Origin of the sequence: Kitasatospora sp. NPDC056651, from assembly GCF_042792155.1 — a bacterium.
GTDB lineage: Bacteria > Actinomycetota > Actinomycetes > Streptomycetales > Streptomycetaceae > Kitasatospora.
In genome coordinates this window covers 13,912-38,622 of record NZ_JBHTWX010000060.1, presented here as the reverse complement: position 1 = coordinate 38,622, position 24,711 = coordinate 13,912, and the positions used below count along the sequence as shown (strand labels likewise).

The following is a 24,711-nucleotide window of genomic DNA, read 5'->3' as shown; positions in this document are numbered from 1 at the left end:
AACGGCCGGGCGGAAGCGGACGGACGAGGGACAGAAAACTGGCGACGGGCAAAAGACAAAGGCCGTCGCGGTGTCGGCACCCACGACGGCCCCCCGATGATGGAGCACGGCGGTCGGTCAGACCGCCAGGTGGTCGAACTCCCCGTCCTTCGCCCCCAGCAGCAGGGCGGCGATCTCGGCCCTGGTGTAGATGAGCGCCGGACCGTCCGGGAACCGCGAGTTGCGCATCGCCACATCGCCGCCCGGCAGGGCCGCGAACTCGACGCAGTTGCCCTGCGAGTTGCTGTGCAGGCTCTTCTGCCAGACCACCCCTCGGAGATCGGCGGCGGCCATCCCGTTGTAGGTGTCGTACGAGCCGTGCGTGTCCTGCGAGTCGTGCATAGAAATCTCCCGAAGAGCTCCGGAGTTGTCGTCCAGCGCGGCGCCCCCGGCACCGCCGAACGAACGGACCGGCCCCGTACCGGCCCGGCACAACGCCTCACTTGACGTGATGATAGCCGCAGTGCACGTGCATCAGCACGGGACAGTGCAGGTGCACGAGGCCTTTCATTCGCGGCCTCGAACTCTTCACGGACCCTTCCCCTGACCGTACGTAAACGGACATAGCCCATGGAATCGTCGGGCTCGCGATAACCGGCCGTGAGCGCCTCCCCGCTGAATGTTGATCTTCGAGCGCCGGGAGTCGCACCCCCGTGACCCTCCGTCAAGCGCCGCCGCGGCTGTGAGACATCTCACGCGCCACGGCTGCAACGCCCGCCGCCTCGGATGGCGTCAGGACCGTGACGGTCCACGCCGAGTTGGACGAGGAATGTCCGGATTGTAGGCAAAGCGCCTGAACGGTGGCGGAGACGCACCGAGTCCGCACCACGACCGCGCGAAACCCGTACGGCAGCCGACTGCAAGCCGGACGGGGCGATGTCCTACGATCTCCGGCATGAGCACCGCAGCCATCCCGGGCGCGCCACTGCCCGTCCGTACTCCAGGCTCCCGTGCGCGGGGGCGCCACCGTCGTCCTGAGCGCCCCGAGATCCCGGCCGGCGCCCCGGCCCTGGTGCTCGCCGTGCCCGCGACCGCCGGGCCCGAGTCCCGTTCGGTCGTCGAGGAGCTGCTCTCGATCGTCCGCACCGAGCAGAACGGCGTCCGGACCGCGGTCGGCTACCTCCCGGGCAACGGCTCCGAGGCCGCCGACAGCGAGGAGCGCACGGTGGCCGAGCTGCTGGCGCTGGCCGCCGAGACCGGGATGCCGATGCCGATCCTGGTGCCCCTGGTGCCGGGCCCGCACACCTTCCTGACCGAGCTTCACGCGCTCGCCGCCGAGTACGGCGCGCCCGTCACCGACCCGCTGGGCCCGCACCCGCTGCTGGCCGAGGCCGTGCACGTCCGACTGTCCGAGGCCGGACTGGCCCGCGCCGACCGCGCCCGGCTGTTCGCCATCGCGACCGCCGCGGACGGCGTGGTGCTGACCACCGTCGGCGGCGAGGACGCGGCCGCCGCGGCCGGCATCACCGGCGTGCTGCTGGCCGCCCGACTGGCCGTGCCGGTCGTCGCCGCGGCACTCGACGTGCCCGGCTCGGTGGCCGCGGCCGTCAACCACCTCAAGGACACCGGCTCGCAGCGCCCGGCGCTGGCCCCGCTGGTGATCGGCCCGGAGGCGGACTCCGAGCTGCTCGCCACCGCCGCCGAGGAGACCGGCTGCCCGTCGGCCGCGCCGCTGGGCGCGTACCCGTCGGTCGGCCAGCTGATCGCCTCCACCTACCTGGCCGCACTGCCCGCGCCGTCCCCGGAGGACCTCGCCCGGGCCGAGGCGGCGGCCGCCGCCGGGGCCGAGGGGGTCACGGAGGGCGCTCGCGGCGCCCACGCGGCCGCCGAGGGGTACGCCGGGCAGTAAGTCGACACCGCGCGCCGGTTCGCGCGCACCGAAGGGCCTGGAGCGGTTCGCGCTCCGGGCCCTTCGTCCTGTCCCGCTCGCGGCCTCTCTCCGCCCCTCATCGCCTTTCCATTTCCGGGCATTCCGTGCGGCTCGGAAGTCGGGCGGCAACGAAGCGGAATGTCCGTTCTGGCGCTATTTGAAAGGAAATAGGCCGCATGCGCCCGGGCTCCCGGATCGCCATCGCCCCGACTCCTTCCGCGGCGCCCCACGGACCGCCTCGACGCCCCGTCACGTTGCCGCTGAAGCAGAGCCAGTTGTCGAGTTCCTCAACGGGATTGCCGGAAAACGATCATTTACGATCTTGAAAGAGCAGGCTTTTGGCGGTTTCCACTAAACCGTGACGCGTATCACAAGGTTTGCAGTTTGAACTTGAGTCTGATTAACGTGCTCTCCGTTCGTGACCACACGAACCCGGTTCATCCGCGACGCCGAGTCCTGCCGTCGGATGTCCTGGCAGCGCCAGAACGCACCACGGCAGGAGCGGGGGACCCACAGGTAAGTCGCCCCGGACCGATCCCCGGAACGGTCCAGGGCTAGGGGTGAAGCCGCGCTCACCGCGCGGCCGGGCAACTCCAGCCCGAATCCGACAGCTCACCTCGCAGGCGTGGGAGAGGACCGCGTCTTCATGCTGCCCACCAACGGCACCAGCCCGTCCAGTCGCGCCCGCCGCGTGATCGCCGCCCTCGGCGTCGCGGGCGTCGGACTCACCGTCCCGTGCCTCACCTCCGGCACCGCCTCCGCGGCCACCGTCGCCACCTGGGACAAGGTCGCCCAGTGCGAGAGCGGCGGCAACTGGAGCATCAACACCGGCAACGGTTTCTACGGCGGTCTCCAGTTCACCTCCAGCACCTGGTCCGCCTTCGGCGGCACCGCCTACGCCGCGCGCGCCGACCTGGCCACCAAGGGCCAGCAGATCGCCGTCGCCGAGAAGGTCCTCGCCTCGCAGGGCCCGGGCGCCTGGCCGGTCTGCTCCGTCAAGGCCGGTCTGACCAAGGGCGGCGCCGCCGCGTCGGTGGACACCTCGGCGGGCTCGACCGCCGGTTCGACCGCCGGTTCGGCCACCACCAAGCCCGCCCAGAGCGCGAAGCCCGCCGCTCCGGCCGTCAAGCCCGCCCCGCAGACCCCGGCACCGGCCGCCAAGCCCGCCGCGCCCGCCCAGGACGGCGCCCAGGCCGCCTCCGGCTCCGCCGCGAGCAACTGGGTCCAGAAGCGTCAGCAGCAGGCCCAGGGCGGCGACTACACCGTGGTCGAGGGCGACTGGCTGTCCTCGATCGCCGACCAGCACAACGTGCAGGGCGGCTGGCAGCGGCTGTACGACCTCAACCGCGGCACCCTGACCGAGGGCCCGGACACCATCTACCCCGGCCAGCACCTGTCCACCGACGGAAAGCCCGCGAACGGCGGTGCCGTGAACGCCCAGCCGACCGCGCGGCCCCAGGCCCCCGCCACCAAGCCGGCCGCCAAGCCCGCCCCGCAGACCCCGTCTCCGGCACCGGCGCAGCCCCAGGCCAAGCCCCAGACCCAGGCTCCGGCCGCCACCGGCAGCATGGCCGCCGCGGTCGCCTTCGCCGAGTCGAAGGTCGGTCAGGCGTACGTGTACGGCGGCACCGGCAACGGCGGCTGGGACTGCTCCGGCCTGACCCAGGCCGCGCTGCGCGCCGCGGGAATCTCGGTGCCGCGCGTCGCCGCCGACCAGGCCGCCGCCAGCACCCACGTCTCGCTGGACAGCCTCCAGCCGGGCGACCTGCTGTTCTGGTCCAACAACGGCAAGGACTCCGGCGTCTACCACGTCGCGATCTACGTCGGCAACGGCAAGTACGTCGAGGCCGCCAACCCGAGCTCGGGCGTCCGCGAGCAGAGCATCACCAACTGGGCCCCGCACTTCGCCGGCCGGGTCTGAGGACGGCGAACGGCCGACGGGCGCGCGGTGACGGCCGACGAGGAACAGATGACGGATAACAGATAACAGATTTCAACATCTGTCACCTGTCATCTGTTCTCCGTCAGCCGTCAGCCACCGCCCGAACGCTGACCACCCGCCACCCCCGGGGAGAGTCTGGTCGCTCTCCCCGGGGGTTCCGTCGTTCCCCCTGCACGTCCCCGCGCCCAGCCACCCGGCGGTTCCGTCCGACCACCCAGGAGGGCTGAGCGACCCGCCGCCCACGGCGGCCGGCCCCAGGCACGCCGACGGGCCCCGGAGAGCAACCGCCCTCCGGGGCCCGTCCGTCCGACGCGGCGGCCGCGACGGCCGGCGCTCAGCGCGCGCAGGCCCCGGTGGACCCGCGCATCACCAGCTCCGGCTGGAACATGAACTCACTGCGCTGGGCGGCGTTCCCGCCGACCTCCTCCAGCAGCGCGTCCACCGCCGCCGTGGCCATCGACTCGACCGGCTGCCGGATCGTGGTCAACGGCGGCTCGGTGAAGGCGATCAGCGGCGAGTCGTCGAAGCCGACCACCGACACGTCCTGCGGCACCGACAGCCCGCGCTGCCGCACCGCCCGGATCGCCCCGAGCGCCATCATGTCGCTTCCGCAGACGATCGCGGTACAGCCCTTGTCGAGCAGCGCACCGGCCGCCGCGTGCCCGCCCTCCACGCTGAACAGCGTGTGGTGGACGAGGTTCTCGGCGTCCTCCCGGCCGTGCCCGAGCACCTCGCGCATCGCCGCCGTGAAGCCCTCGATCTTGCGCAGCACCGGCACGTACCGGCGCTGGCCGACGGCCAGCCCGATCCGCACGTGCCCGAGTTCGGCCAGGTGCTGGACGGCCATCCACATCGCGGCCCGGTCGTCCGGCGAGATGAACGGCGCGTCGATCTTCTCGCTGTAGCCGTTGATCAGCACGAACGGTACCCCGCGCCCGGCCAGCCGGGCGTAGCGGTCGTGGTCGGCGGTGGTGTCCGCGTGCAGCCCGGAGACGAAGACGATGCCCGCCACGCCCCGGTCCACCAGCATCTCCACCAGTTCGTCCTCGGTGGAGCCGCCCGGTGTCTGGGTGCACAGCACCGGGGTGTAGCCGTGTCGGCTGAGCACCTGTTCGATCACCTGCGCCAGCGCGGGGAAGATCGGGTTGCTCAGCTCCGGCGTGATCAGGCCGATCAGCCCCGCGCTGCGCTGGCGCAGCCGGGTCGGCCGCTCGTAGCCGAGCACGTCGAGGGCCGCCAGCACGGTCTGCCGGGTGGCGGCGGAAACGTTCGCCTTGCCGTTGAGTACGCGGGAGACGGTGGCTTCGCTGACCCCCGCCTGTGCCGCGATGTCTGAGAGTCGCGCCGTAGTCACGGTCCCAGAGCCTATTCCAACCACGTCAGACCGCCCACCAGCCGGTGCTGTCCGGAGCGAGCACCGTCTCGCCGCCGTCCACCACGAGGTCGGTCGAGGCCAGCAGCAGCGTGCCCGGGGCCGCGATCCGCACCGGCTCCGCGGAGGTGTTCACGGTGCACACGAAGGAGCCGCGGCGGAACACCAGGGTGCCCTCGGCACTGTCCAGCCACTCGACTTCGGTGCCGGCGCCGAGATCGGGCTGCGCCCGGCGGACGGCCAGTGCGCTGCGGTAGAGCTCCAGGGTGGAGTTCGGGTCGTCGGTCTGCGCCTCGACGCTCAGTTCGGCCCACTCGGCCGGCTGCGGCAGCCAGGACGGCCCGCCGGCCACCGGTCCGAAGCCGTACGGGGCCTCGGTGCCGGACCACGGGATCGGGACGCGGCAGCCGTCGCGGTAGCCGTCCTGTCCGGCCTGCCGGAAGAAGGACGGGTCCTGGCGGACCTCGTCGGGCAGGTCGGTGACGTCCGGCAGGCCGAGCTCCTCGCCCTGGTAGACGTAGGCCGAGCCGGGCAGCGCGAGCATGAGCAGGGTGGCGGCGCGGGCCCTGCGCAGGCCCAGCGGGCGGTCACCGGGCGTGCGGATCTGGGTGCCGAGGCCGGGCTCGTTGGCGAACCGGGTGGCGTGCCGGGTGACGTCGTGGTTGGACAGCACCCAGGTGGTGGGGGCGTCGACCGGGCGCATCGAGTCGAGCGAGAGGTCGATCACCTCGCGCAGCGCGGCGGCGTTCCAATCGGTGCCCAGGTACTGGAAGTTGAAGGCCTGGTGCAGCTCGTCGGGGCGGACGTAGTTGGCGGTGCGCTGGACGGTCGGGGTCCAGGCCTCGGCGACGCCGATCCGCTGCCCCGGGTACTCGTCGAGGATCGTCCGCCAGCTGCGGTAGATCTCGTGCACGCCGTCCTGGTCGAAGAACGGCATGACGTCGTTGCCGAGCAGCTTGAGCTGGTCGGCGCCGCCGAGGTCGGGCAGGCCGGGGGCCTTGACCAGGCCGTGGGCGACGTCGATCCGGAAGCCGTCCACGCCCATGTCGAGCCAGAACCGCAGGATCGAGCGGAACTCGTCGGCGACCGCCGGGTTCTCCCAGTCGAAGTCGGGCTGCTCCGGGGCGAACAGGTGCAGGTACCAGTCGCCGGGGGTGCCGTCCGGGTTCTCGGTGCGGGTCCAGGCCGGGCCGCCGAAGATGGACTCCCAGTCGTTGGGCGGCAGTTCGCCCTGCTCGCCCTTGCCGGGGCGGAAGTGGTAGCGGTCGCGCAGCGCGGAGCCGGGGCCCTCGCGCAGGGCGCGCTGGAACCACTCGTGCTGGTCCGAGGAGTGGTTGGGGACGAGGTCGACGATGATCCGCAGGCCCAGGTCGTGGGCGTCCCGGATGAGGGCGTCGGCGTCCAGCAGGGTGCCGAACATCGGGTCCACTGCCCGGTAGTCGGCGACGTCGTAGCCGGCGTCCGCCTGCGGCGAGGCGTAGAACGGCGAGAGCCAGACCGCGTCCACGCCGAGGTCGCGCAGGTAGGGCAGGCGGCCGCGGACGCCGGGCAGGTCTCCCATGCCGTCGCCGTTGGAGTCGGCGAAGCTGCGCGGGTACACCTGGTAGATGACCGCGTCCCGCCACCAGTCTCTGGACGCGCTGCCAGTCACAGAAGCCAGGGCGGCCGCCTCGTGAGCGGTGTCGGCGGCAGGCCGGGAGGTGTCGGCCAGGTTCTGGGTCATGGACGGTATCCCTTGGGGACTAGAGGAGCGGAAGGCGCTGGGACGTTGGGTCGCGTGACGTTGCGGCGGCGCGACGCGGCGTGGGGCCGTGGTACGAATCAGCGGCGGGTCAGGACTTGGAGGCGCCGGCGGTCAGGCCGGTGACCAGGTGGCGCTGCACCAGGTAGAAGAAGGCCGCGGACGGGATCGCGATCAGTACGGCGGTCGCGGCCATCAGGTTCCACTGGGCGTCGTGCTCGCTGACGAAGGTCTGGAGGCCCACGGCCAGGGTGTACTTGTCGGAGCTGAGCATGAAGGTGGAGGCGAACGGCACCTCCGCCCAGTAGGTGAGGAAGGAATAGAAGGCCGCCACCGCCAGACCCGGTCGGGCGAGCGGCAGGATCAGCCGCCAGAAGGTGCCGAACGGGGTCAGCCCGTCGACCCGGCCGGCCTCGTCGATCTCCACCGGGATGGTGTCGAAGTAGCCCTTCAGCAGCCAGGCGCAGTAGGGCACGGTGGTGGTCGTGTAGACCAGGATCAGGCCGGTGTAGCTGTCCAGCAGGCCGAGTTCGGAGAGCATCGTGTACATCGGCACGATCAGCACCGCGATCGGGAACATCTGGGTGACCAGCAGCGACCACATCAGCGGCTTGTGCCCGGGGAACTTCATCCGGGAGACGGCGTAGCCGGTGGTGGCGGCGGCGAGCACGCCGAACACGGTGGTGACGCCGGAGACCAGCACGGCGTTGCCGAACCAGGTGAAGAAGTCGGTGTCGGTCAGCACGTGCTGGTAGTTCGACAGCGTGAGCTTGTCGAGGATCCGGCCGGGGTGGAGGTAGTCGTTCTTGTCCGGGCCGAGCGAGACGAACAGGATCCACGCGACCGGGAACAGCGCGATCAGGCCGGCCAGGACCAGGATCCCGTGGGACAGCGCCCGGGCCAGCGGGCTGCGCTCGCCCCGGCGGCGGACCTTGGCGGGCCGGGCGGCCGGGGCGGTGGTCGCCGCGCGGGCCGGGAGTTCGGTGGTGGTGCTCATCGGGGGTACCTGCCTTCGTGGGTCAACTGGGTCCGGGGCCTCAGCCGTTGGCCTGCTCGTTGCGGGCGAGCCAGCGCCGGTAGAAGGCGGTGAAGACGATCAGGATGGACAGCAGGATCACGCCGTAGGCGGCGGACTGCGCGTAGTCCCGGGGGATCTGGCCGAAGCCGAGCCGGTACGCCCAGGTGACCAGCAGTTGGGCGTCGGGGGCGCCGGTGCCGAACAGCAGGAAGATGACGTTGAACTGGTTGAACGTCCAGATCACGCCGAGCAGCACGACCGTGGAGGACACCGAGCGCAGCCCGGGCAGGGTGACGTAGCGGAAGCGCTGCCAGGCGGTGGCGCCGTCCATCTCGGCGGCCTCGTACAGCTCGGCCGGGATCGACTGGAGGCCGCCGAGCAGCGAGATCATCATGAACGGCACGCCGGCCCAGGTGTTCACGATGATGGCCGCCGCCTTCTGCGCCCACGGATCGGTGAGCCAGCCGGGCTCGGGCAGGTGCAGGAAGGAGAGGACGCTGTTGACGACACCGCCGTCGGCGAGCATCAGCCGCCAGGAGAAGACGGTGACGAAGGTCGGTACGGCCCAGGGCAGGATGAGCAGCATCCGGTAGGCGGCGCGGCCACGCATCTTCTGGTTGAGCAGCAGGGCGAGGCCGAGGCCGAGGGTGTAGTGCAGGAAGACGCAGACGGCCGTCCAGGCGATGGTCCAGACGAAGTGCGACCAGAAGCGGTCGTACGAGCCGGGGCCCCAGAGGATGTCGGCGTAGTTGTGGAAGCCGACGAACTCGTAGCTCGCCGGGATCTCGTTGACGCCGATCTTGCGGGCGACGTTGAGGCTGTTGGCGTCGGTGAGGGTGAGCCAGACGCCCTCGACGAGCGGGTAGATCACCAGCACGCCGAGCACCAGCACGACCGGGGCGATCATCGCGTAGGCGTACCAGTGCTTGGCATAGGAGCGCTTGACGCGTTCCAGCAGGCCCGGACGCTGCTCGCGCTCCCGGCTGCCCTTGCCGGTGGCGCCCTGCACGGCGACTGACATCGTTTGCACCTTCTCGGGGGAAGTCTCGGGGGAAGCCGACGGCCCGGCCCGCCGGGGGTGGTGGCGGGTGACAGGCGGCGACGAACCGCGAACAACTGACGACTGACAGATGATGAAATCTGTTTGCTGTTATCTGTTCGCTGTCATCCGCCCGCTGTCATCCGCCGGTCGGCGGGCCGGGCGCGGGAACTACTTGGCGAAGCCCGGCAGGAGCTTGGCGTAGTCGGTGGCGACGGTGTTCAGCGCGTCCTGGGTGCTCGTGCCCTGGAGGGCCTTGCCCAGGTTGGTGTTCAGCGAGGAGAGCAGCGAGCTGTACTCGGGCAGCTCGGGGCGCGGCTTGGCGCTGCTCAGCACGGCCTGGAAGCCGGCAATGCCCGGGTCGGCCTTGACGTCGGCGGTGAAGGCGTCGGAGCGGGTGGGCAGGGTGGCGTTCTTCTGCGCGATGAACGCCTGGCTCTCGGCCGAGGTCATGAAGGCGGCGAACTTCTCCGCGGCGGCCTTGTGGGCCTTGTCCGCGCCGGCGTAGACCGAGATGTTGTGACCGCCGGTGGGAGCGGCACCCTTGCCCGCGGAACCGCCCGGGACGGCGGCGATGCCGAGGTTGTTCTTGTCGGCGAAGGCCGGGCCCTTGTAGATGTTGGTGATCTCCCAGGGGCCCTGGATGATCGCCGCGACCTTGCCGTTGTTGAAGGCGTCCATCATGTGGGCGTAGGCGTCGGTGGTGACGTCGGCCTTGGCGGTGCCGGGCGACGTGAACATCGTCTTGTACGTCTCGACGGCCTTGACGGCCTCCGGCGAGGTGATGGTGATCTTCTTGCCGGCGGCGTCGACGGTGTCGGTGCCCTCACCGAAGAGGAACGGCAGCGCGTAGTAGCCGTCCGCGGCCTTCAGCCAGAAGCCGTCCACACCGGCCTTCTCCTTGACGGCGGCGGCGTCGGCCTTCAGCTCGTCCCAGGTCTTCGGCGCCTCGGTGATGCCCGCCTTGGTGAACAGCTCCTTGTTGTAGAGCAGGCCGAGGGTGTCGGTCACCAGCGGCACGCCGTACAGCTTGCCCTCGTACTTGGCCTGCTGGATCAGGCTCGACTGGAAGGCGGAGGTGTCCGCGGCGGCCGGGGTGCCGTCCAGCGGCTCCAGGTAGCCGGCCTTGGCGAAGGCGGCGGTCCAGCCGACCTCGGAGCGGAACACATCCGGAGCGCCCTTGGCCCCCATGGCGGTCTGGAGCTTGTTCTGGGCCTGGTCGAACGGCACGTTGACGAAGTCGACCTTGATGTTCGAGTTCGCAGCCTCGAACTTCTTGACGAGCTCCTGGTAGTTCGGGGCCTCGTTGGTGGCGTTCGACGTGTCCCAGTACGTGAGGGTGACCGGCCCGTCGGCCTTGCCGTCCGAGCTGGAGCCGCTGCTGCCACAGGCAGCCATCGAGACCGCGAGGGCCACAACGAGGGCAGAGGCCGCGATGCCACGCCGCATGAGAACTCCTTGGGAGGGTGGGGGTGCCCGAGATGTTGGGAGACAGGCGCATAATGGCTGCCTCGCACCGACCGCACCGTTGCTGCCGTCGGGCTCGGGAAGGAAGTTAACAGCGGCGCGAGAGCGACGGAAAGTCCTTGCAGCAAGTTTCTGCAAGAAATGGGGATCGTTACGCCCGCGTGTCCTGGACGTTGCCACACGGTAGTTGACGGTGGAGCGGAATATCACGATTTGTCCGATTCCACCCCTCTCCGTCCTGGCCGACGAAACCACCCTGCGTGGCCGGAATCCGCCTCCAGCAGACTGGACGCATGCGAATCAGAGCCGTCACCAGAGACGAACTTCCACTCCTGACCGAGCTGGAGCGGGCCGCCGGCGCGCCCTTCACCGCGATCGGCATGCCGGAGATCGCCGAGGACGAACCCCCGGCCCCGGAGGAACTGGCGCACTATCTGGAACGGGGCGTCGCCCTGGTCGCCGAGGCCCCCGACGGAACCGTCGCCGGCTACCTGCTGGCCGAACCGGTGGACGGCGCCCTGCACATCGAGCAGGTCTCGGTGCACCCCGACCACGCCCGCCGGGGCATCGGCCGGTCGCTGATCGAGCACCTCGCCGCGACCGCCGACGCCCCCGCCCTCACCCTCACCACCTTCGCCGACGTCCCCTGGAACGCCCCCTACTACGCCCGCTGCGGCTTCCACCCGCTGGCCCCGGAGGAGCTCACCCCGGGCCTGCGCGCTATCCGCCGGAAGGAGGCCGAGCACGGCCTGGACCGCTGGCCCCGGCTCTGCATGCGCCGGGACCTGACCTGACCCCGGGAGCGTGAACAGCCCCGGGGCGCCGACCAGGGCCGAATCGCGGGGCCGGACCCCGGGCCCGGACCAGCCCTAGACGGCCCCCAGCCGGAGCACCGTCGTCGAGCGGAACTCCTCCCCCGGCCGCAGCTCCGTGCTGGGGAAGGCCGGGTGGTGCGGGGAGTCCGGGAAGTGCTGGGTCTCCAGCGCGATCCCGGCGAACGGCCCGTACGGAACACCGCTCGCGCCGGTGACCGCGCCCTGGAACTTGTTCGCCGTGTAGACCTGGATGCCCGGCTCGGTGGTCAGCACCTCCAGGGTGCGGCCACTGACCGGGTCCTCCAGCAGCGCGGCCCGCGCCGGGCTGCCGTCGGCCGGCCGGGCGCGCAGCACCCAGTTGTGGTCGTAGCCGCCGGGACCGGTCAGCTGCGGGTGCTCGTCGTGCACCGACTTGCCGATCGGCGTGGCCACCGTGAAGTCGAACGGCGTGCCGGCCACCGGCTCGATCCGGCCGTACGGGATCTGCCTCTCGTCGGCCGGGGTGTACGCGTCGGCGTCCAGGGTGAGGAGGTGACCGAGGACGTCGCCGCGACCTTCACCCGAGAGGTTGAAGTACGCGTGGTTGGTCAGGTTGACGACGGTCGGCTTGCCGGTGACGGCGCGGTAGTCGATCACCAGCTCACCTGCCGCGTCCAGGGTGTAGGTGACGGTGACGTCCAGCGCACCCGGGAAGCCCTGGTCCCCGTCCGGGCTGTGCAGCCCCAGCCGCACCCCGCCCTCAACCGGCTCGGCCGCCCAGATCCGGTGCGCGAAGCCGTCCGGGCCGCCGTGGATGGTCACGCCACCGCCGGTCGGGGCGAGCTGGTGCTCCTCGCCGTCGATGGTCACCGACGAGCGGTCGATCCGGTTGGCGTACCGGCCCACCACCGTGCCGTAGTGCCGGGCCGGGCCGAGGATCTCGGACAACCGGTCGGTGGCGAGCAGCAGTTGGGCGCTGCGGCCGGAGCGGTCCGGCGCGCTCAGGGTGTGCAGGGTGGCGCCGAGGGTGAGCACGCTCGCCTCGTACGGGCCGGCCGTGAGCGTCCAGCGCTCGATCGCGGCGCCGGCGCCCGAGGGGTCTAGGGGTTCGTGCCGCACGCTGGTGGCCTCGCTCGCCATGGCCTGCTCCTCACTGGTGGCGGCGTCGCACTGCGGCCGCCCGGTTCCGGGTCCGTCGAGGGGTGCCGTGGCAACCCCGTGTCGGTCAGCCTAGCGACGGCGGCGGCCGCGGGGGCGCTTCCGCGCACCCGCACACCCATCCGCCTCACCCGCCGTCAGCCGCGGCCGTACGCCCGCCAGAGGCTCGCCGACCGCCCGACGCGGCCACCCCGGCCGATCGCCCGGCGCCCCGGTCGGACCTCGCGGTGCCCCGGCGGACCACCCGGCGCCCACCGGACCTCGCGGTGCCCATCGACAATCCGGGCCACCCGACGGCCGGACAGGGCCTAGTCGTCCAGGTCCTCCAGCCACCCCGCGTCCCGCTGCTGCTGGGGCAGCCCGAGCGCCGAGGCCAGACCGTCCGGCCCGCTGCCCGCCTTGCGGTAGACCGCCGCCAGCCGACGGTTGACCAGCCCGACCGGCACCCCGAGCTCCTCGGCGATCCGCTGCGCCGGCACGCCCTGCACGGCTCGCTTGGCGACCTCCCACTCCGCGCTGCTGAGCGTCTCGATGGTCTCCCGGAAGTCGCGCAGCCCCAGCCGGTTGGGCCGCAGGCCGTAGTTGGCCAGCTCCCGGCGGGCCCGGTCGACCAGCCCCTCCGCGGAGCAGTGCTGGGCCAGCTCGATGCCCTGGTACAGGTACTCCTGGGCGTCGTCCAGCCGTCCGACCCGGCGCAGCGCGGCGCCGAGGTCGACCAGGGCGACGGCGTGTTCGTAGCCGGCCGGGGACTGCCCGAGGTACATCACGGCGTCCTCCAGCAGCTCGACCGCGGCCCGGGCGTCCTCGGTCTGGGCCTGCAGGCGCAGCGCGCTGCCGATCGCCGAGGCGGTGCCGAAGGCGCGGGCGTCCCGGACCGCCCGCTGGGCGTAGTCACGGGCGCGCTCGGGCTCGTCGCGCGCGATCGCGATGGCGAGGTGCCCGGCCCAGGGTGCCCAGACGGTGTTGCGCCAGCCGCGGACCTCCAGTTGGGCGCCGGCCTCGGTGAGCGCGGCGGCCGCGCCCGCGTACCTGTCCTTGGCGACCAGCAGCTTGCCGTAGAGCGAGGCCGCGTCCGGGAGCACCATGGCCGTCGGGTGGTACGGCGGGTGGAAGCCGAAGTCGTTGGCCATGGTCCAGGCCTCGTCGACCCGGCCGCGGGCGATCAGCGTGTCGACCAGCACGCCGATCGCGTCCCAGGCCAGCGGCAGCTTGTCTCCCATCCGCTGGGAGATGCGGTGAGCCCGGCGCAGGAAGTCCTCGGCCTCGGCGAGCAGGCCGCGGCGGAACCGGGCCAGGCCCATCAGGAAGTAGGCGAAGCCCCGGTGGGCGCCGCTCCAACCGGCGATCTCGAACTGGATGATGGCGTCCGCGGCCAGCCGCTCGGCCTGGGCGATGCGGTCGTTGTAGATGTACGTCAGGCAGAGCATCGACGGCAGTTCGAAGCCCCAGGTGGTGTCCGTCCAGCCGAGGCCCTTGGGCAGCCGACCGCTGTCGAGGACCTCGTCGGCGAGTGCCAGCGCCTCGGCGGAGGGGGCGCCGCGCAGGGGGAGGTCCCAGGCGCGCATGGCGAGCACGGCCCGGTCGGCCGCGTCCCGGCTGCGCAGGCTCCGGCACATCTCGCCGAGCCGGGCGGAGCGGCCCTGGCCGTCCTCCTCGGACTTGCGGAAGGCGTGCCACATGAACGAGGCGGCCTGGAGCCGCTGGCGCCCGGCCGGATCGACGGTGACCTCGGCCGCGTCCTGGCAGACCACGGCGGCCTGGCCCAGCTCACCGGCGTGGGCGAGCACCTCGGAGAGCCGGAAGGTGGCGTCCACCCGCAGTTCGGGGCGCAGCGGCAACTCCTCCGGGGAGAAGAGTGCGAGCTTGAGCTGGTTGACGGTGGCGACGGGGTCGGTGAGCAGTGCGGAGCAGCCGAGTTCGTAGAGCACCTCGGTCTTGATCGCATCGGCGGGCGGCTCGTTGAGCGCGCGGTTCAGACAGCGCTGGGCGGCCTCGGGGGCGCCGATCAGCTGGTGTTCGATGGCGGCGCGGCGCAGTTTCCTCACGATCCGGTCGTCGCCCTCGCCGGAGTGGGTCTCGACCAGGTGACGGGAGGCGGCGAGCAGGCCGAGTCCGGCGTTCTCGATCTCGGCGGCGGCGATGCCGTGCATGCCGAGGCGGGTGGCGTCGGGCATGGTGTTGTAGATCGAGCTGGCGATCAGCGGGTGGACGAACTCCAGGGTCCCGTTGGGGCTCTGGGTCAGCACGCGCTGCTTGCGTAGCTGCTTGATGGACTCGCGGGCGCCCTCGGTGCTCTGGGTGGAGATCCGGGTCGCGAGGTCGACCCGGATGTCGGTGCCCAGCATCGCGCAGGCCCAGGCGAACCGCAGGGTGCTGGCGCCGAGCCGGTCCAGCCAGCTCTTGAGGGTCATTCCGGTGGCGTCGACGGCGAGTTCGTGCAGCTGCCGGGAGTTCTCCTCGACCGGCTCCAGTTCCTGGTCGCGGACCTGGTCGAGCAGGGCGATGGCCTCGAACGGGTTGCCGTTGACGACGTTCCAGAACTCGTAGCAGAAGGCGTCCTCGGCCTTGTCGCCGAGTTCCGCGCGGATCATGTCGGTGACGGAGCTGAGGGTGAGGCGGTTGAGCTCGTGCTTGCGGGCCTTGAGTTCGAGGACGCTCCGGCGGAAGTCGTGGGTCTCGGTGGGCCAGTCGTTCTCGTCCTCGCGGAAGGCGAAGACGAGCAGGACGGGCAGTTCACTCGATCGGATGGCGAACTTGGTCAGCCAGGAGAGTGACTCCCCGTCCGCCCAGTGCAGGTCGTCGACGATCATCACCATCGGCGCGCGGCGCGGCGCGAGCTGGGCGAGGACGTAGTCGAGGCCGTCGCGCACACCCTGTGGGTCGAGGCGGCGGGCGCCGGCCTTGGGCTGCTTGAGGCCCATGGCCGGTCCGACGACCTCCTCCCAGGTGCCCATGACCTGGCGGAACACGTCCGGTTCCAGGTCGCCGAGCACGTGCTGGAGCAGCTGGCGCAGCACGTGGTAGGGCTCCTTGAACTGCCGTTCACCTCCTCGGGCGAACAGCACGGTGGCCTTCTCCCGGAGCTTGGCGATCCGCCGGACCTCGTGCAGCAGGCTGGTCTTGCCGATGCCGGGGCGGCCGGAGAACGTGAGCAGGTCGCCGATCTCGGTGCCACCGGCGGCGAATCCACGACAGAGCCGCTCGACGGCGGCCTCCACCGAGCGCAGTTCGGCGTCGCGGTCACGCAGCCGGACCCGCGGCGCGTTCGCGTCGTCGTCCCGGCCGGAACCAGCGCCCGCCCGAAGTTCGTTCTCCTGCTCGGTCACCGTCGCGCCTCCGCCTCTCCTGTTTGCGTCACAGCTTCATCACTGCGTGGAGCCGAGGTTAGCGCCGCGCGGGCCTTCCCGTGGGGCATTCGTGCAGGCTGGGACGGACGGTGAGGGTTTGGGGGACCACCCGAGGGCAACTGCCCTATATCCCTAACGTGCGATCAATACATCAGATACCCTACGGCCTTCGAGGCGTTGATGATCATTCCTGATCCCCCCTCACCACAGCGCACCGTCGCGCCAACTCCCCCCACGAACAGTGTTCGAACCACAAGCGCCCCCACCCTTCGCCGCACCGGGAGTCCGATGTCTGACGACACCTCACTTCAGATTCCGTTCCCGCACCGTCGCAGTCCGCACGGCCGACAGGCCACCGCACTGCACCGGGACTGGCTGATCCGCCACCCCCTGCTGCCCGACGCCGACCACCCCGGCTACGCCCACTGGGAGGTGGTGGACCTCGCCGCGCTCGGCTACCCGGACGCCGGACCGGACGAACTCGCCCTGGCCGCCGACCTGATGGGCTTCTACTTCCTCTTCGACGACCAGTTCGACGGCCCGCTCGGCCGCCGTCCGGCCGAGGTCGCCCCGATCTGCGAGCGGCTGATCGCCGTCCTGCACGGCGCCCGTCCCGACCAGGGCTCCGCGGTCGAGACCGCCTTCGCCGACCTGTGGGACCGCAGCGTGCGGGGCATGCCCGCCCGCTGGCAGGCCCGTGCCGCCTACAACTGGGAGTACTACCTGGCCAGCCACCCGGCCGAGGCGGCCGGCCGGATCTCCACCCGGCCACCGGACCGGGACGGCTACCTGGAGCTCCGCCGGGGCACCGCGGCCATGGAGACCATCTTCGACATGGTCGAACGCCTCGGCCACTTCGAGGTGTCCGCCGCCGTCCTGCACCACCCGGTGCTGCGCCAACTGCGACAGCTGGCCGCCGACATACCGTCGCTCAGCAACGACGTGCGGTCCTACCCACTGGAGGCGCCGCGCGGGGACGTGAACAACCTGGTCATGATCGTCCAGCGGGAGCGGCGCTGCTCGGCCGAGGAGGCCTGCGCCGCGGTCATCGCCGAGGCCCAGCTGATGGTCGACCGGTGCGCCGAGCTGCGCGACCGGCTCCCGGACGTCTACCGCGAGTTGGGCCTCTCCCGGATCGAACGCACGATCGCCCAGCGGTACGCGGACGGACTGCTCACCTGGCTGGCCGGCTACCTCAGCTGGGAGGCCCGCACCGGCCGGTACCACGCGGTCTGACCGACGCGCTCCCGGAGCCGTCCGACGGGCGGGCGGCCGCGCGCGGCGGCGCGCCCGGTGAGCGCCGGCCCGGCCACGCGGCGGCAGGCGACGACGCGCGGCGCCCGACCCGGGGCGGCCCGGCCGACCCGCGACGGCGGGCGGCAGCACGCGGCAAGGACGCGCCCGGAACGCGCGCCCCCCGACGATCCGAATCCGGAGCCCCGCGGCGGACCGGCGAGGAGCATCCGCGACAGGCCCTCGGAGGACACCCGGCGGCCCACCCGCCGGGACGACCGGACGCCCCACCCTCCGTACGGGACACGCGTACGGACCGTAGCCGCACCGGGTGCCCGACGGTTATCGTGCTCGACGGCGGGCGCCCCGGCGGGGCACCGGCCCGATGGCGTGTCCCACCCCTCCCGCCGGACCGCCCCCTGACCGGGTGGTCCGGCGCGCCGCCCGCGGCCCCGCGCCGAACCCGGGCGGCACCCGACGCAGCGAGGAGACACCGAGCATGACGGTCTACCAGCCCCCCGGTACCCCCGGCAGCATCGTCGCCTACCGCTCCCGGTACGAGCACTGGATCGGCGGCGAGTGGACTCCCCCGGTGCGCGGTGAGTACTTCGGCAACCCGACTCCGGTCACCGGCGAGGTGTTCACCGAGATCGCCCGCGGCACCGCCGCGGACATCGAGGCCGCCCTGGACGCGGCCCACGCCGCCGCCCCCGCCTGGGGCCGCACCCCGGCCGCCCAGCGGGCGCAGGTGCTGCTGCGGATGGCCGACCGGATGGAGGCCAACCTGGAGCAGCTGGCCGTCGCCGAGAGCTGGGACAACGGCAAGCCGGTGCGCGAGACGCTGGCCGCCGACCTCCCGCTCGCCGTCGACCACCTGCGCTACTTCGCCGGCGTGCTGCGCGCCCAGGAGGGCAGCCTCTCCCAGCTGGACGAGGACACCGTGGCGTACCACTTCCACGAGCCGCTGGGCGTGGTCGGCCAGATCATCCCGTGGAACTTCCCGATCCTGATGGCGATCTGGAAGCTCGCCCCGGCGCTCGCGGCCGGCAACGCGGTGGTGCTCAAGCCCGCCGAGCAGACCCCGGCCTCGGTGCTGCTGCTCGCCGAGCTGACCGCCGACCTGCTGCCGCCCGGCGTGGTCAACATCGTCACCGGCTTCGGCGAGGAGGCCGGCGCCCCGCTCGCCGCCAGCACCCGGATCCGCAAGCTCGCCTTCACCGGCGAGACCACCACCGGCCGGCTGATCGCCCACTCGGCGGCCGACAACCTGATCCCGGTCACGCTGGAGCTCGGCGGCAAGAGCCCCAACGTGTTCTTCGCGGACGTCGCCGCCGAGTCGGACGCCTTCTACGACAAGGCCGTCGAGGGCTTCGCGATGTTCGCCCTCAACCAGGGCGAGGTCTGCACCTGCCCCAGCCGCGCGCTGATCGACTCCGCGATCTACGACCGGCTGCTCTCCGACGGCCTGGACCGGGTGCGCGCGATGCGCCAGGGCGACCCCCTGGACACCGAGACCCAGGTCGGCGCCCAGGCCAGCGTCGAGCAGCTGAAGAAGATCCTCTCCTACTTCGAGATCGGCCAGGACGAGGGCGCCCGGATCCTGGTGGGCGGTGAGCGGGCCGAGCTCGGCGGCCCGCTGGCCGGTGGGTACTACGTGACGCCGACGGTCTTCGAGGGCGACAACTCGATGCGGGTCTTCCAGGAGGAGATCTTCGGCCCGGTCGTCTCCGTCACCCGCTTCGACGGCTTCGACCAGGCCGTCACCCTCGCCAACGACACCCAGTACGGGCTCGGCGCGGGCGTGTGGACCCGCAGCCTCAACACCGCCCACCGGGCCGGGCGCGCCATCCAGGCGGGCCGGGTCTGGACCAACTGCTACCACGCCTACCCGGCCCACGCGGCCTTCGGCGGCTACAAGAACTCCGGCATCGGGCGGGAGACCCACAAGACGCTGCTGGAGCACTACCAGCAGACCAAGAACCTGCTGGTCAGCTACTCCCCCGACGCGGTCGGCTTCTTCTAGGCCCGGACGGCTCCGATTTATAAGAGACTGGCCCCGGACGGCTCCGAGCCCCCGGCGGAAACCGGAGCGGGCGGTCGGGCCGGACCTCCCGCTCCGTCGCCACTCCCCGTGGCGGGCTCCGGGGGCGCATCGCCGCTTCCGGGGATCCAAGCACACCCATCCCGGCATTTCCCCGACGCGCCGCCGACATGCCCGGACGACCCGCGCGAACGCCGTAGACAGGACTCCCGAACCCCTCGTCCCCCCGGGAGTCCCCCGTGACCATCGCCATCGCCAAGCTCAGCGACCCCGTCGTGCGCGCCGTCGTCACCGCGATCAACGCGGGCGACCGCGAGGCCTTCGTCGGGCTGCTCGCCGACGGCGCGACCATGTCCGACGACGGCTCCGACCGGAACCTGGCGGACTGGATCGACCGTGAGATCTTCACCGCCCACGGCCGGATGGACGTCCAGACCGAGTCGGACGGCGGCCGCGCGCTGGTCGCCAACTTCACCAACGACACCTGGGGCGAGATGCGCACCGCGTGGCGCTTCGCCGTCGACGGCGGGAAGCTCAGCCGTTTCGAGACCGGCCAGGCCTGATCCTCACCGGTCCAGCCCCAGGCACCCCCGCACCGCGCGGATCAGGTTCCGCGAGCGGACGTCCCCGGTGACGCCCGGCTGCATGCCGTTGGTCACGTAGCCGAAGCCCAGCCCGAGACCGGGGTCGGCGAAACCCAGCGAGCCGCCCCGGCCCGGGTGTCCGAAGCTCGCCGGGGAGGCCATCGGCGCGGTCGGGCCGTGCCGCCAGAATCCCAGGCCGAAGGTCGAGTTGACGATCAGCACCCGGTCCGGCCCGCTCGCCACCGGTTCGACCGCACGGGCCAGCACCTCGGGGCCGAGCAGCGGCGGCACCAGGGCGCCGGAGCCGTCCGGGCGGTCGGCCGCACCGATCAGGGCCGCGTAGAAGCGGGCCAGCGAACGGGCGGTGCCGATCCCGCCGGCGCCGGGGATCTCGGCGGCCTGCACCGCCGGGTCGTTGAGGTCCACCCCGGGGCGCACCGAGGCGAAGGACCGGGCGGTCAGCGAGGCCGGGTCCTGGTAGGCGTCCCGGACGGACTGCTTGGGCCGCAGCCGCAGCCCGCTCGGGCCGGTCCGGGCCGCCTCCGGAGCCGGCAGGTCGACCAGCTTGCCGACCCGGGGCGCGGCGCCGGCCGGCAGCCCGATCCACAGGTCCAGCCCGAGCGGCCGGGCGACCTCCTCGGCGAAGTACTGTCCTACCGTCCGGCCGCTCACCCGCCGCACCACCTCGCCGACCAACCAGCCGAAGGTGTACGGGTGGTAGCCGTGCGCGGTGCCCGGTTCCCAGGCGGGCGCCTGCGCGGCGACGGCGGCGGCCGCGCGCTCCCAGGTGAGCACGTCCTCCAGCCGCAGCGGCGCGTCCAGCGCCGGCACCCCGGCCCGGTGCGAGAGCAGCCAGCTCACCGGTACCCGGCCCTTGCCGGCCGCCGCGAACTCCGGCCAGTACGAGGCCGCCGGCGCGTCCAGGTCGAGCAGGCCGCGCTCGGCGAGGAGCAGCGCGGTGGTCGCGGTCAGGCCCTTGGTGACGGAGCGCAGCACCTGCGCGGTGTCCGAGGTCCACGGCACCGCGGGCGCCGGCCGGCCGCCGACCTCCGGCCGGGCGTCGCCGCCCCACAGGTCGACCACCTTGCGGCCGTGCGCGTACAGCGCGAAGGCGGCGCCGAGCTCGCCGTACTCGGTGAAGTTCCGTACGAAGGCCGCCCGTACGGGCTCGAACCCCTCGGCCGTCTCGCCCCAGATCTCCGTCACCGCGCGCCGCCCTCGACCAGTTCCGCTGTTTCTCGTGCCACTCGTACTCAGTCCCGATCCCCTTCGATCTATTCCGATTCGATCCGTTCCGACCGGGTCGGACCGGGTCGGACCGGGTCGGACCGGGTCGGATCGGGTTGGATCGAACGCGGGACCGAGCCCCGGAACCCTAACCTGTCCCCCATGACCAACCCTGCCGAAGAACTGCTGGACGTCGTGGACGAGCACGACCGCGTGACCGGGACCGCCCTGCGCGGCGAGGTCTACCGGCGCGGGCTGACCCACCGCTGCGTCTTCATCCTGGTCCACGACCCGGCCGGACGGATCTTCGTCCACCGCCGCACCGACACCAAGCTGTTCGCCCCGGGCGCGTACGACATGTTCGTCGGCGGCGTGGTCGGCTCCGGGGAGGCCTACGCCGAGGCCGCCGTCCGCGAGGCCGAGGAGGAACTCGGCGTCCGCGGCATCGCCCCGCGCCCGCTGTTCAAGTTCCTCTTCGAACAGGACGGGCTCTCCTGGTGGTGCGACATGTACGAGGCCGAGTGGGACGGACCGGTCTCCCCCCAGGAATCCGAGGTCGCCTGGCACGCCTGGCTCACCCCCGCCGAACTCGCCGAGCGCCTCGGCCGCGACGCCTTCGTCCCCGACGGGCTGGAGGCCTACCGCCGTTACCTGGACTTCCGGGCCGCGTAGGCCCCCGCGTGGCATCCGGATAGGGTGGCGCGCATGGCCTCCCGTACACCGTCGCCGACGGCCGACCGAGCCGCCCGGACCTCCGCATCCGCCCGGGCGGCGGGCGAACGGCCGCGTCGGCGGCTGAGCGTGGACGAGCGGCGGGAACAGCTGATCGCCGTGGCACTGGAACTGTTCAGCCGCCGGCCTCCGGAGGAGGTGTCGATCGACGACATCGCCGCCGCCGCGGGCGCCTCCCGGCCGCTGGTGTACCACTACTTCCCCGGCAAGCAGGCGCTGTACGAGGAGTCGCTGCGGCGGGCCGGGCGGGAGCTGTCGGCCCGGTTCGAGGAGCCCATGGCGGGGCCCCTGTCGGAGCGGCTGTACCGGGTGATGGGCCGCTACCTGGACTTCGTGCAGAGCCACGGACCGGGCTTCGCCGCTCTGCTGCGCGGCGGCTCGGTGTCGGCCAGCGCGGGCACCTCCGCGGTGATCGACGAGGTGCGCCGGGCCGCGCAGGAGCAGATCCTGGCCCACCTGGCGATCCCCGCGCCGAGCGTCGGGCTGCGGCTCACCGTCCGGGCCTGGATCGCCAACGCCGAGATCACCTCGTTGGAGTGGCTGAACGAGCGCTCGGTGCCGCTGGAGGAGCTCCAGCTGCACCTGGTGCAGGAGTTCGTCGCGGCACTCACCCTCACCGCGGCCCGCGAGCCGGCCCTCGCCGCCGAGCTGGCCTCCTTCTTCGCCGGCGAGCGCCCGGACGGCCCGACCGGGCGTCTGGTGCGGGACCTCGCGGCGCTGTTCGCCGTGCCGGGGATCGTCGGGGCGGTCACCGCGCTGGCCGCCCCGGACCCTGATGCCGGGTCCGCCGGGGAGGCCGAGGCCGCCGGCACCGCCGAGGCTGCCGGAGCCGCTGGGCCCGCCGAGGCCGTCGACGCCGTCGAGACCGCCGCCGAATAGCCTGGCAGGGCCGTCGGAGTGGCCACGGGGCCGGTCGCCGGAGTCTTGGCCGCGACCACCGTCGCGGACACCCTCGCGGTGCTGGTCCGCGTGATCATCGGGTCATCCTGCGGTTCGGTCAGGACGGTGGGCTCTGATAGGAATGAGCGGGGATCCGACGGTGCGTCGCCGCGGCGCGCCCGGTCCCACCCGAACCACCGACGGCACGGAGCAGAGCGGGGGGCTCACCAGTTGACCCAGGACGTCCAGTTCAGCGCGGAGGCCAACCCCTTCGCGGCAGCGGAGCAGGTCTGCGCGACCCTCGGCACCCTCACCGACGCCCTCTTCGACGAGCACACCTCGCGCCACCCGGCAGCCTCGCTGAGCGCCCTGCGGACGGCCGAACACCCCGCCGCCGAGGCGCTGTTCGGCCTGCCGCTGGCCCCCAACGGCCCGGTGCACGCCACCCTCGACCGGCTCGGCACGGTGACCACCGCGGGCACCGCCCGGCCGGGCACCGGCGCGCGGGTCGCCGAGCGGACAGTCGCCGCGCTCCAGACCCGCTTCGGCGGCGGAGCGGTGCGCGGCGCCATCGCCGACCGGGGCACCACCTCGGCCGCGCTGTTCCAGCTGCCGGTCACCGGCGAGTTCGCCGACGCCAAGCTCCGCCCGCCGTTCGCCCCCGCGCTGGCGGCGCTGGCGGCCGGGCAGCAGACCCGGCAGCCGGTCGAACTGCCCACCGGCGCGGGCGCCGAGATCCGGTTGGTCGTCCCGCCCGGCTTCCACGCGCTGACCTCCCCGGGCGGTCCGCCCGGTGTCTCCTCCCGTGCGGTGCCCCCACTGCCCGACGGTGCGGACCGGGCCGACGGAACCCCGGCGACCGTGGCGGCCGCCGACGAGCTGGCCCGGCACCTGGCCGAGGTCGCCGAGGAACTGTTCAGCGCCACCGGCCCGGAGCCGCGGCGCGACTTCGCGGTGATCTCCGCCACCCTGGCCGACCTGGTCCGCGACGCGGGCGTCGGATACGCCGGCGTCTGCGCGCTGGAGCTGGACGGACGCGCCTCGGACGCCGCACTCGTCGTCTCGCTCGCCCGGCACCCGCTGCCGATCACCGCGCTCGCCACCGAACTGGCCACCGTCCGTCGGCACGCCGAGGTGTGGACCGTCCTGCTGCCGGCCGGACCGGCCGCCGTCCTGGTCGAGGGCCGGACCGCCCCGGTGCCCGGGCCGCTCGCCGCCGACGGGCAGCGGCGCTGGGTGGTCACCTCGGCCGTCCAGGCCTTCGTACCGCTGCCGGACGGCGGGACGGTGCTGTGCGTCCAGCTGTCCACGGCGCGGCCGGAGGACTGGGAGCTGTACACGGAGGCGTTCGCGGAACTGCTGAAGAGCATCCAGTTCGGCTGGGACGGTGTGCCGACGGCGGTGGCCGCGGCTGCCGTACCGGCGACGGTGCCGAGCGCCGTTCCGGCCCAGGCTCCGGCTCCCCCTCCGGCCCAGGCTCCAGCCCCGGCCCCGGCTCCCACCGCGGCTGCAGCCGTTGCCGCCGAGGAGGAACCGGAGGAGGTGCCGCTGCACCTGCGCGGCACTCCGGTACGGGTGCCTCCGGCGGACTTCAACCCCTTCGCACCGGCCACGGACGCCTCCGTCGCCCACGAGGGCGGCGCGGCTCCGGATGCCGGAGACCCTCCCAAGGGCACCCCGGTGCGGATCCCGCCGCCGGACTTCAACCCCTTCGCCTTCGAAGGTCTCCCCGACTCACCGGCCGCCGCGCCCGCCACGCAGCCCGCCGGGACGGCACCGGTCGCCGACCCGTTCGGCACCACGGTCGCGGCGGAGCAGAAGCCTGATCCGTTCGGCACCACCCTCCCAGCCCAGGGCCCGGCAGTCCCGCCGCCGCCCTCGACCCCGCCGGTCGTCCCCGCCCAGGCACCGCCCGTCAGCGCTGAAGCCGCCACAACCGCGGCCGGGGCGGCAGAGCAGGGCGAGGCCGAGACGGAGCTCGCGCGTCGCAAGGACACCCCGGTACGGGTCCCGCCGCCGGACTTCAACCCCTTCGCCATGGCGGGCCTCCCGAGCCCGCCGGAGACCGCGCCCGAGCCGGAGACCGCGAACGGGGCGGACGCTCAGGCGGAGCACCGGCCGTTCGGCTGAGCGGGCCGGGGGACACGCAACAGTCGACGGGTGACAGGCAACGGATGACAGATTTCAGATTTCAGCGAACGAAATCTGAAATCTGTTACCTGTCATCT

The 24,711-nt window shown here is 72.5% G+C and carries 18 protein-coding genes and 1 riboswitch; of the genes, 9 read left to right on the top strand and 9 right to left on the bottom strand.

Features of this window, described 5'->3' with window-relative positions:
* Positions 1–117: 117 nt before the first annotated feature.
* Positions 118–381 carry a DUF397 domain-containing protein gene (locus ACFRAR_RS22870; protein ID WP_380699987.1) on the bottom strand — a complete coding sequence of 88 codons (264 nt, stop codon included), beginning with the start codon at positions 379–381 and terminating at the stop codon, positions 118–120.
* 553 nt (positions 382–934) lie between these two features.
* Here ACFRAR_RS22870 and ACFRAR_RS22865 point away from each other — a divergent pair.
* Positions 935–1,888 carry a sirohydrochlorin chelatase gene (locus ACFRAR_RS22865; protein ID WP_380699986.1) on the top strand — a complete coding sequence of 318 codons (954 nt, stop codon included), beginning with the start codon at positions 935–937 and terminating at the stop codon, positions 1,886–1,888.
* A 489-nt stretch (positions 1,889–2,377) separates the two neighbouring features.
* A riboswitch (cyclic di-AMP (ydaO/yuaA leader) is annotated at positions 2,378–2,548 on the top strand.
* A complete protein-coding gene (locus ACFRAR_RS22860; protein ID WP_380699985.1) occupies positions 2,535–3,830 on the top strand; it encodes a transglycosylase family protein in 1,296 nt (431 codons plus the stop codon). (Overlaps the previous riboswitch by 14 nt.)
* 355 nt (positions 3,831–4,185) lie before the next feature.
* On the opposite strand, the gene ACFRAR_RS22855 is transcribed toward ACFRAR_RS22860, so the two are convergent.
* The 5 genes from ACFRAR_RS22855 to ACFRAR_RS22835 all read right to left on the bottom strand — a co-directional run bounded on the left by ACFRAR_RS22855 (position 4,186) and on the right by ACFRAR_RS22835 (position 10,470).
* A complete protein-coding gene (locus ACFRAR_RS22855; RefSeq protein WP_380699984.1) occupies positions 4,186–5,205 on the bottom strand; it encodes a LacI family DNA-binding transcriptional regulator in 1,020 nt (339 codons plus the stop codon).
* Positions 5,206–5,230: 25 nt separating this feature from the next.
* Positions 5,231–6,946 (bottom strand): glycoside hydrolase family 13 protein, encoded by a 1,716-nt coding sequence (locus ACFRAR_RS22850; RefSeq protein WP_380699983.1) that lies wholly within the window; start codon positions 6,944–6,946, stop codon positions 5,231–5,233.
* Positions 6,947–7,055: 109 nt separating this feature from the next.
* Positions 7,056–7,961 carry a sugar ABC transporter permease gene (locus ACFRAR_RS22845; protein WP_380699982.1) on the bottom strand — a complete coding sequence of 302 codons (906 nt, stop codon included), beginning with the start codon at positions 7,959–7,961 and terminating at the stop codon, positions 7,056–7,058.
* A 40-nt stretch (positions 7,962–8,001) separates the two neighbouring features.
* The gene (locus tag ACFRAR_RS22840; protein WP_380699981.1) at positions 8,002–9,003 is read right to left on the bottom strand and encodes a carbohydrate ABC transporter permease; all 1,002 of its coding nucleotides are present in this window, start codon (positions 9,001–9,003) and stop codon (positions 8,002–8,004) included.
* A 189-nt stretch (positions 9,004–9,192) separates the two neighbouring features.
* The gene (locus ACFRAR_RS22835; protein WP_380699980.1) at positions 9,193–10,470 is read right to left on the bottom strand and encodes an extracellular solute-binding protein; all 1,278 of its coding nucleotides are present in this window, start codon (positions 10,468–10,470) and stop codon (positions 9,193–9,195) included.
* A gap of 311 nt (positions 10,471–10,781) precedes the next feature.
* On the opposite strand from ACFRAR_RS22835, the gene ACFRAR_RS22830 reads away from it, so the two are divergent.
* Complete coding sequence (locus ACFRAR_RS22830; protein ID WP_380699979.1) at positions 10,782–11,282, top strand: GNAT family N-acetyltransferase; 501 nt, start codon at positions 10,782–10,784, stop codon at positions 11,280–11,282.
* Between the two features lie 75 nt (positions 11,283–11,357).
* On the opposite strand, the gene ACFRAR_RS22825 is transcribed toward ACFRAR_RS22830, so the two are convergent.
* Both ACFRAR_RS22825 and ACFRAR_RS22820 read right to left on the bottom strand, forming a co-directional pair.
* Positions 11,358–12,422, bottom strand: coding sequence for an aldose epimerase family protein (locus tag ACFRAR_RS22825; RefSeq protein ID WP_380699978.1), 1,065 nt, complete (start codon positions 12,420–12,422; stop codon positions 11,358–11,360).
* 326 nt (positions 12,423–12,748) lie between these two features.
* Positions 12,749–15,766, bottom strand: a complete 3,018-nt coding sequence (locus ACFRAR_RS22820) for an ATP-binding protein (protein WP_380699977.1) — start codon at positions 15,764–15,766, stop codon at positions 12,749–12,751.
* 309 nt (positions 15,767–16,075) lie between these two features.
* On the opposite strand from ACFRAR_RS22820, the gene ACFRAR_RS22815 reads away from it, so the two are divergent.
* The 3 genes from ACFRAR_RS22815 (at position 16,076) to ACFRAR_RS22805 (ending at position 19,624) form a co-directional block, all read left to right on the top strand.
* A complete protein-coding gene (locus tag ACFRAR_RS22815) occupies positions 16,076–17,023 on the top strand; it encodes a terpene cyclase (protein ID WP_380699976.1) in 948 nt (315 codons plus the stop codon).
* 496 nt (positions 17,024–17,519) lie between these two features.
* Positions 17,520–19,043, top strand: a complete 1,524-nt coding sequence (locus ACFRAR_RS22810; RefSeq protein WP_380699975.1) for an aldehyde dehydrogenase family protein — start codon at positions 17,520–17,522, stop codon at positions 19,041–19,043.
* A gap of 257 nt (positions 19,044–19,300) precedes the next feature.
* Positions 19,301–19,624, top strand: coding sequence for a nuclear transport factor 2 family protein (locus ACFRAR_RS22805; RefSeq protein ID WP_380699974.1), 324 nt, complete (start codon positions 19,301–19,303; stop codon positions 19,622–19,624).
* A gap of 3 nt (positions 19,625–19,627) precedes the next feature.
* On the opposite strand, the gene ACFRAR_RS22800 is transcribed toward ACFRAR_RS22805, so the two are convergent.
* Positions 19,628–20,851, bottom strand: coding sequence for a serine hydrolase domain-containing protein (locus ACFRAR_RS22800; RefSeq protein ID WP_380699973.1), 1,224 nt, complete (start codon positions 20,849–20,851; stop codon positions 19,628–19,630).
* Positions 20,852–21,034: 183 nt separating this feature from the next.
* Between ACFRAR_RS22800 and ACFRAR_RS22795 the strand changes: the two genes are divergently transcribed.
* The 3 genes from ACFRAR_RS22795 (at position 21,035) to ACFRAR_RS22785 (ending at position 24,613) form a co-directional block, all read left to right on the top strand.
* Positions 21,035–21,544, top strand: a complete 510-nt coding sequence (locus tag ACFRAR_RS22795; protein ID WP_380699972.1) for an NUDIX hydrolase — start codon at positions 21,035–21,037, stop codon at positions 21,542–21,544.
* Positions 21,545–21,577: 33 nt separating this feature from the next.
* Positions 21,578–22,483, top strand: a complete 906-nt coding sequence (locus tag ACFRAR_RS22790) for a TetR/AcrR family transcriptional regulator (RefSeq protein WP_380699971.1) — start codon at positions 21,578–21,580, stop codon at positions 22,481–22,483.
* Positions 22,484–22,714: 231 nt separating this feature from the next.
* Positions 22,715–24,613, top strand: a complete 1,899-nt coding sequence (locus ACFRAR_RS22785) for a hypothetical protein (RefSeq protein ID WP_380699970.1) — start codon at positions 22,715–22,717, stop codon at positions 24,611–24,613.
* Positions 24,614–24,711 lie beyond the last annotated feature (98 nt).

Bases quoted from the DNA above. Each gene is read 5' to 3' on its own strand.
- ACFRAR_RS22845 (WP_380699982.1), bottom strand. From the start codon at position 7,961: ATGAGCACCACCACCGAACTCCCGGCCCGCGCGGCGACCACCGCCCCG.
- ACFRAR_RS22835 (WP_380699980.1), bottom strand. From the start codon at position 10,470: ATGCGGCGTGGCATCGCGGCCTCTGCCCTCGTTGTGGCCCTCGCGGTC.
- ACFRAR_RS22870 (WP_380699987.1), bottom strand. From the start codon at position 381: ATGCACGACTCGCAGGACACGCACGGCTCGTACGACACCTACAACGGG.
- ACFRAR_RS22840 (WP_380699981.1), bottom strand. From the start codon at position 9,003: ATGTCAGTCGCCGTGCAGGGCGCCACCGGCAAGGGCAGCCGGGAGCGC.
- ACFRAR_RS22865 (WP_380699986.1), top strand. From the start codon at position 935: ATGAGCACCGCAGCCATCCCGGGCGCGCCACTGCCCGTCCGTACTCCA.
- ACFRAR_RS22790 (WP_380699971.1), top strand. From the start codon at position 21,578: ATGGCCTCCCGTACACCGTCGCCGACGGCCGACCGAGCCGCCCGGACC.
- ACFRAR_RS22825 (WP_380699978.1), bottom strand. From the start codon at position 12,422: ATGGCGAGCGAGGCCACCAGCGTGCGGCACGAACCCCTAGACCCCTCG.
- ACFRAR_RS22850 (WP_380699983.1), bottom strand. From the start codon at position 6,946: ATGACCCAGAACCTGGCCGACACCTCCCGGCCTGCCGCCGACACCGCT.
- ACFRAR_RS22815 (WP_380699976.1), top strand. From the start codon at position 16,076: ATGTCTGACGACACCTCACTTCAGATTCCGTTCCCGCACCGTCGCAGT.
- ACFRAR_RS22795 (WP_380699972.1), top strand. From the start codon at position 21,035: ATGACCAACCCTGCCGAAGAACTGCTGGACGTCGTGGACGAGCACGAC.
- ACFRAR_RS22810 (WP_380699975.1), top strand. From the start codon at position 17,520: ATGACGGTCTACCAGCCCCCCGGTACCCCCGGCAGCATCGTCGCCTAC.
- ACFRAR_RS22830 (WP_380699979.1), top strand. From the start codon at position 10,782: ATGCGAATCAGAGCCGTCACCAGAGACGAACTTCCACTCCTGACCGAG.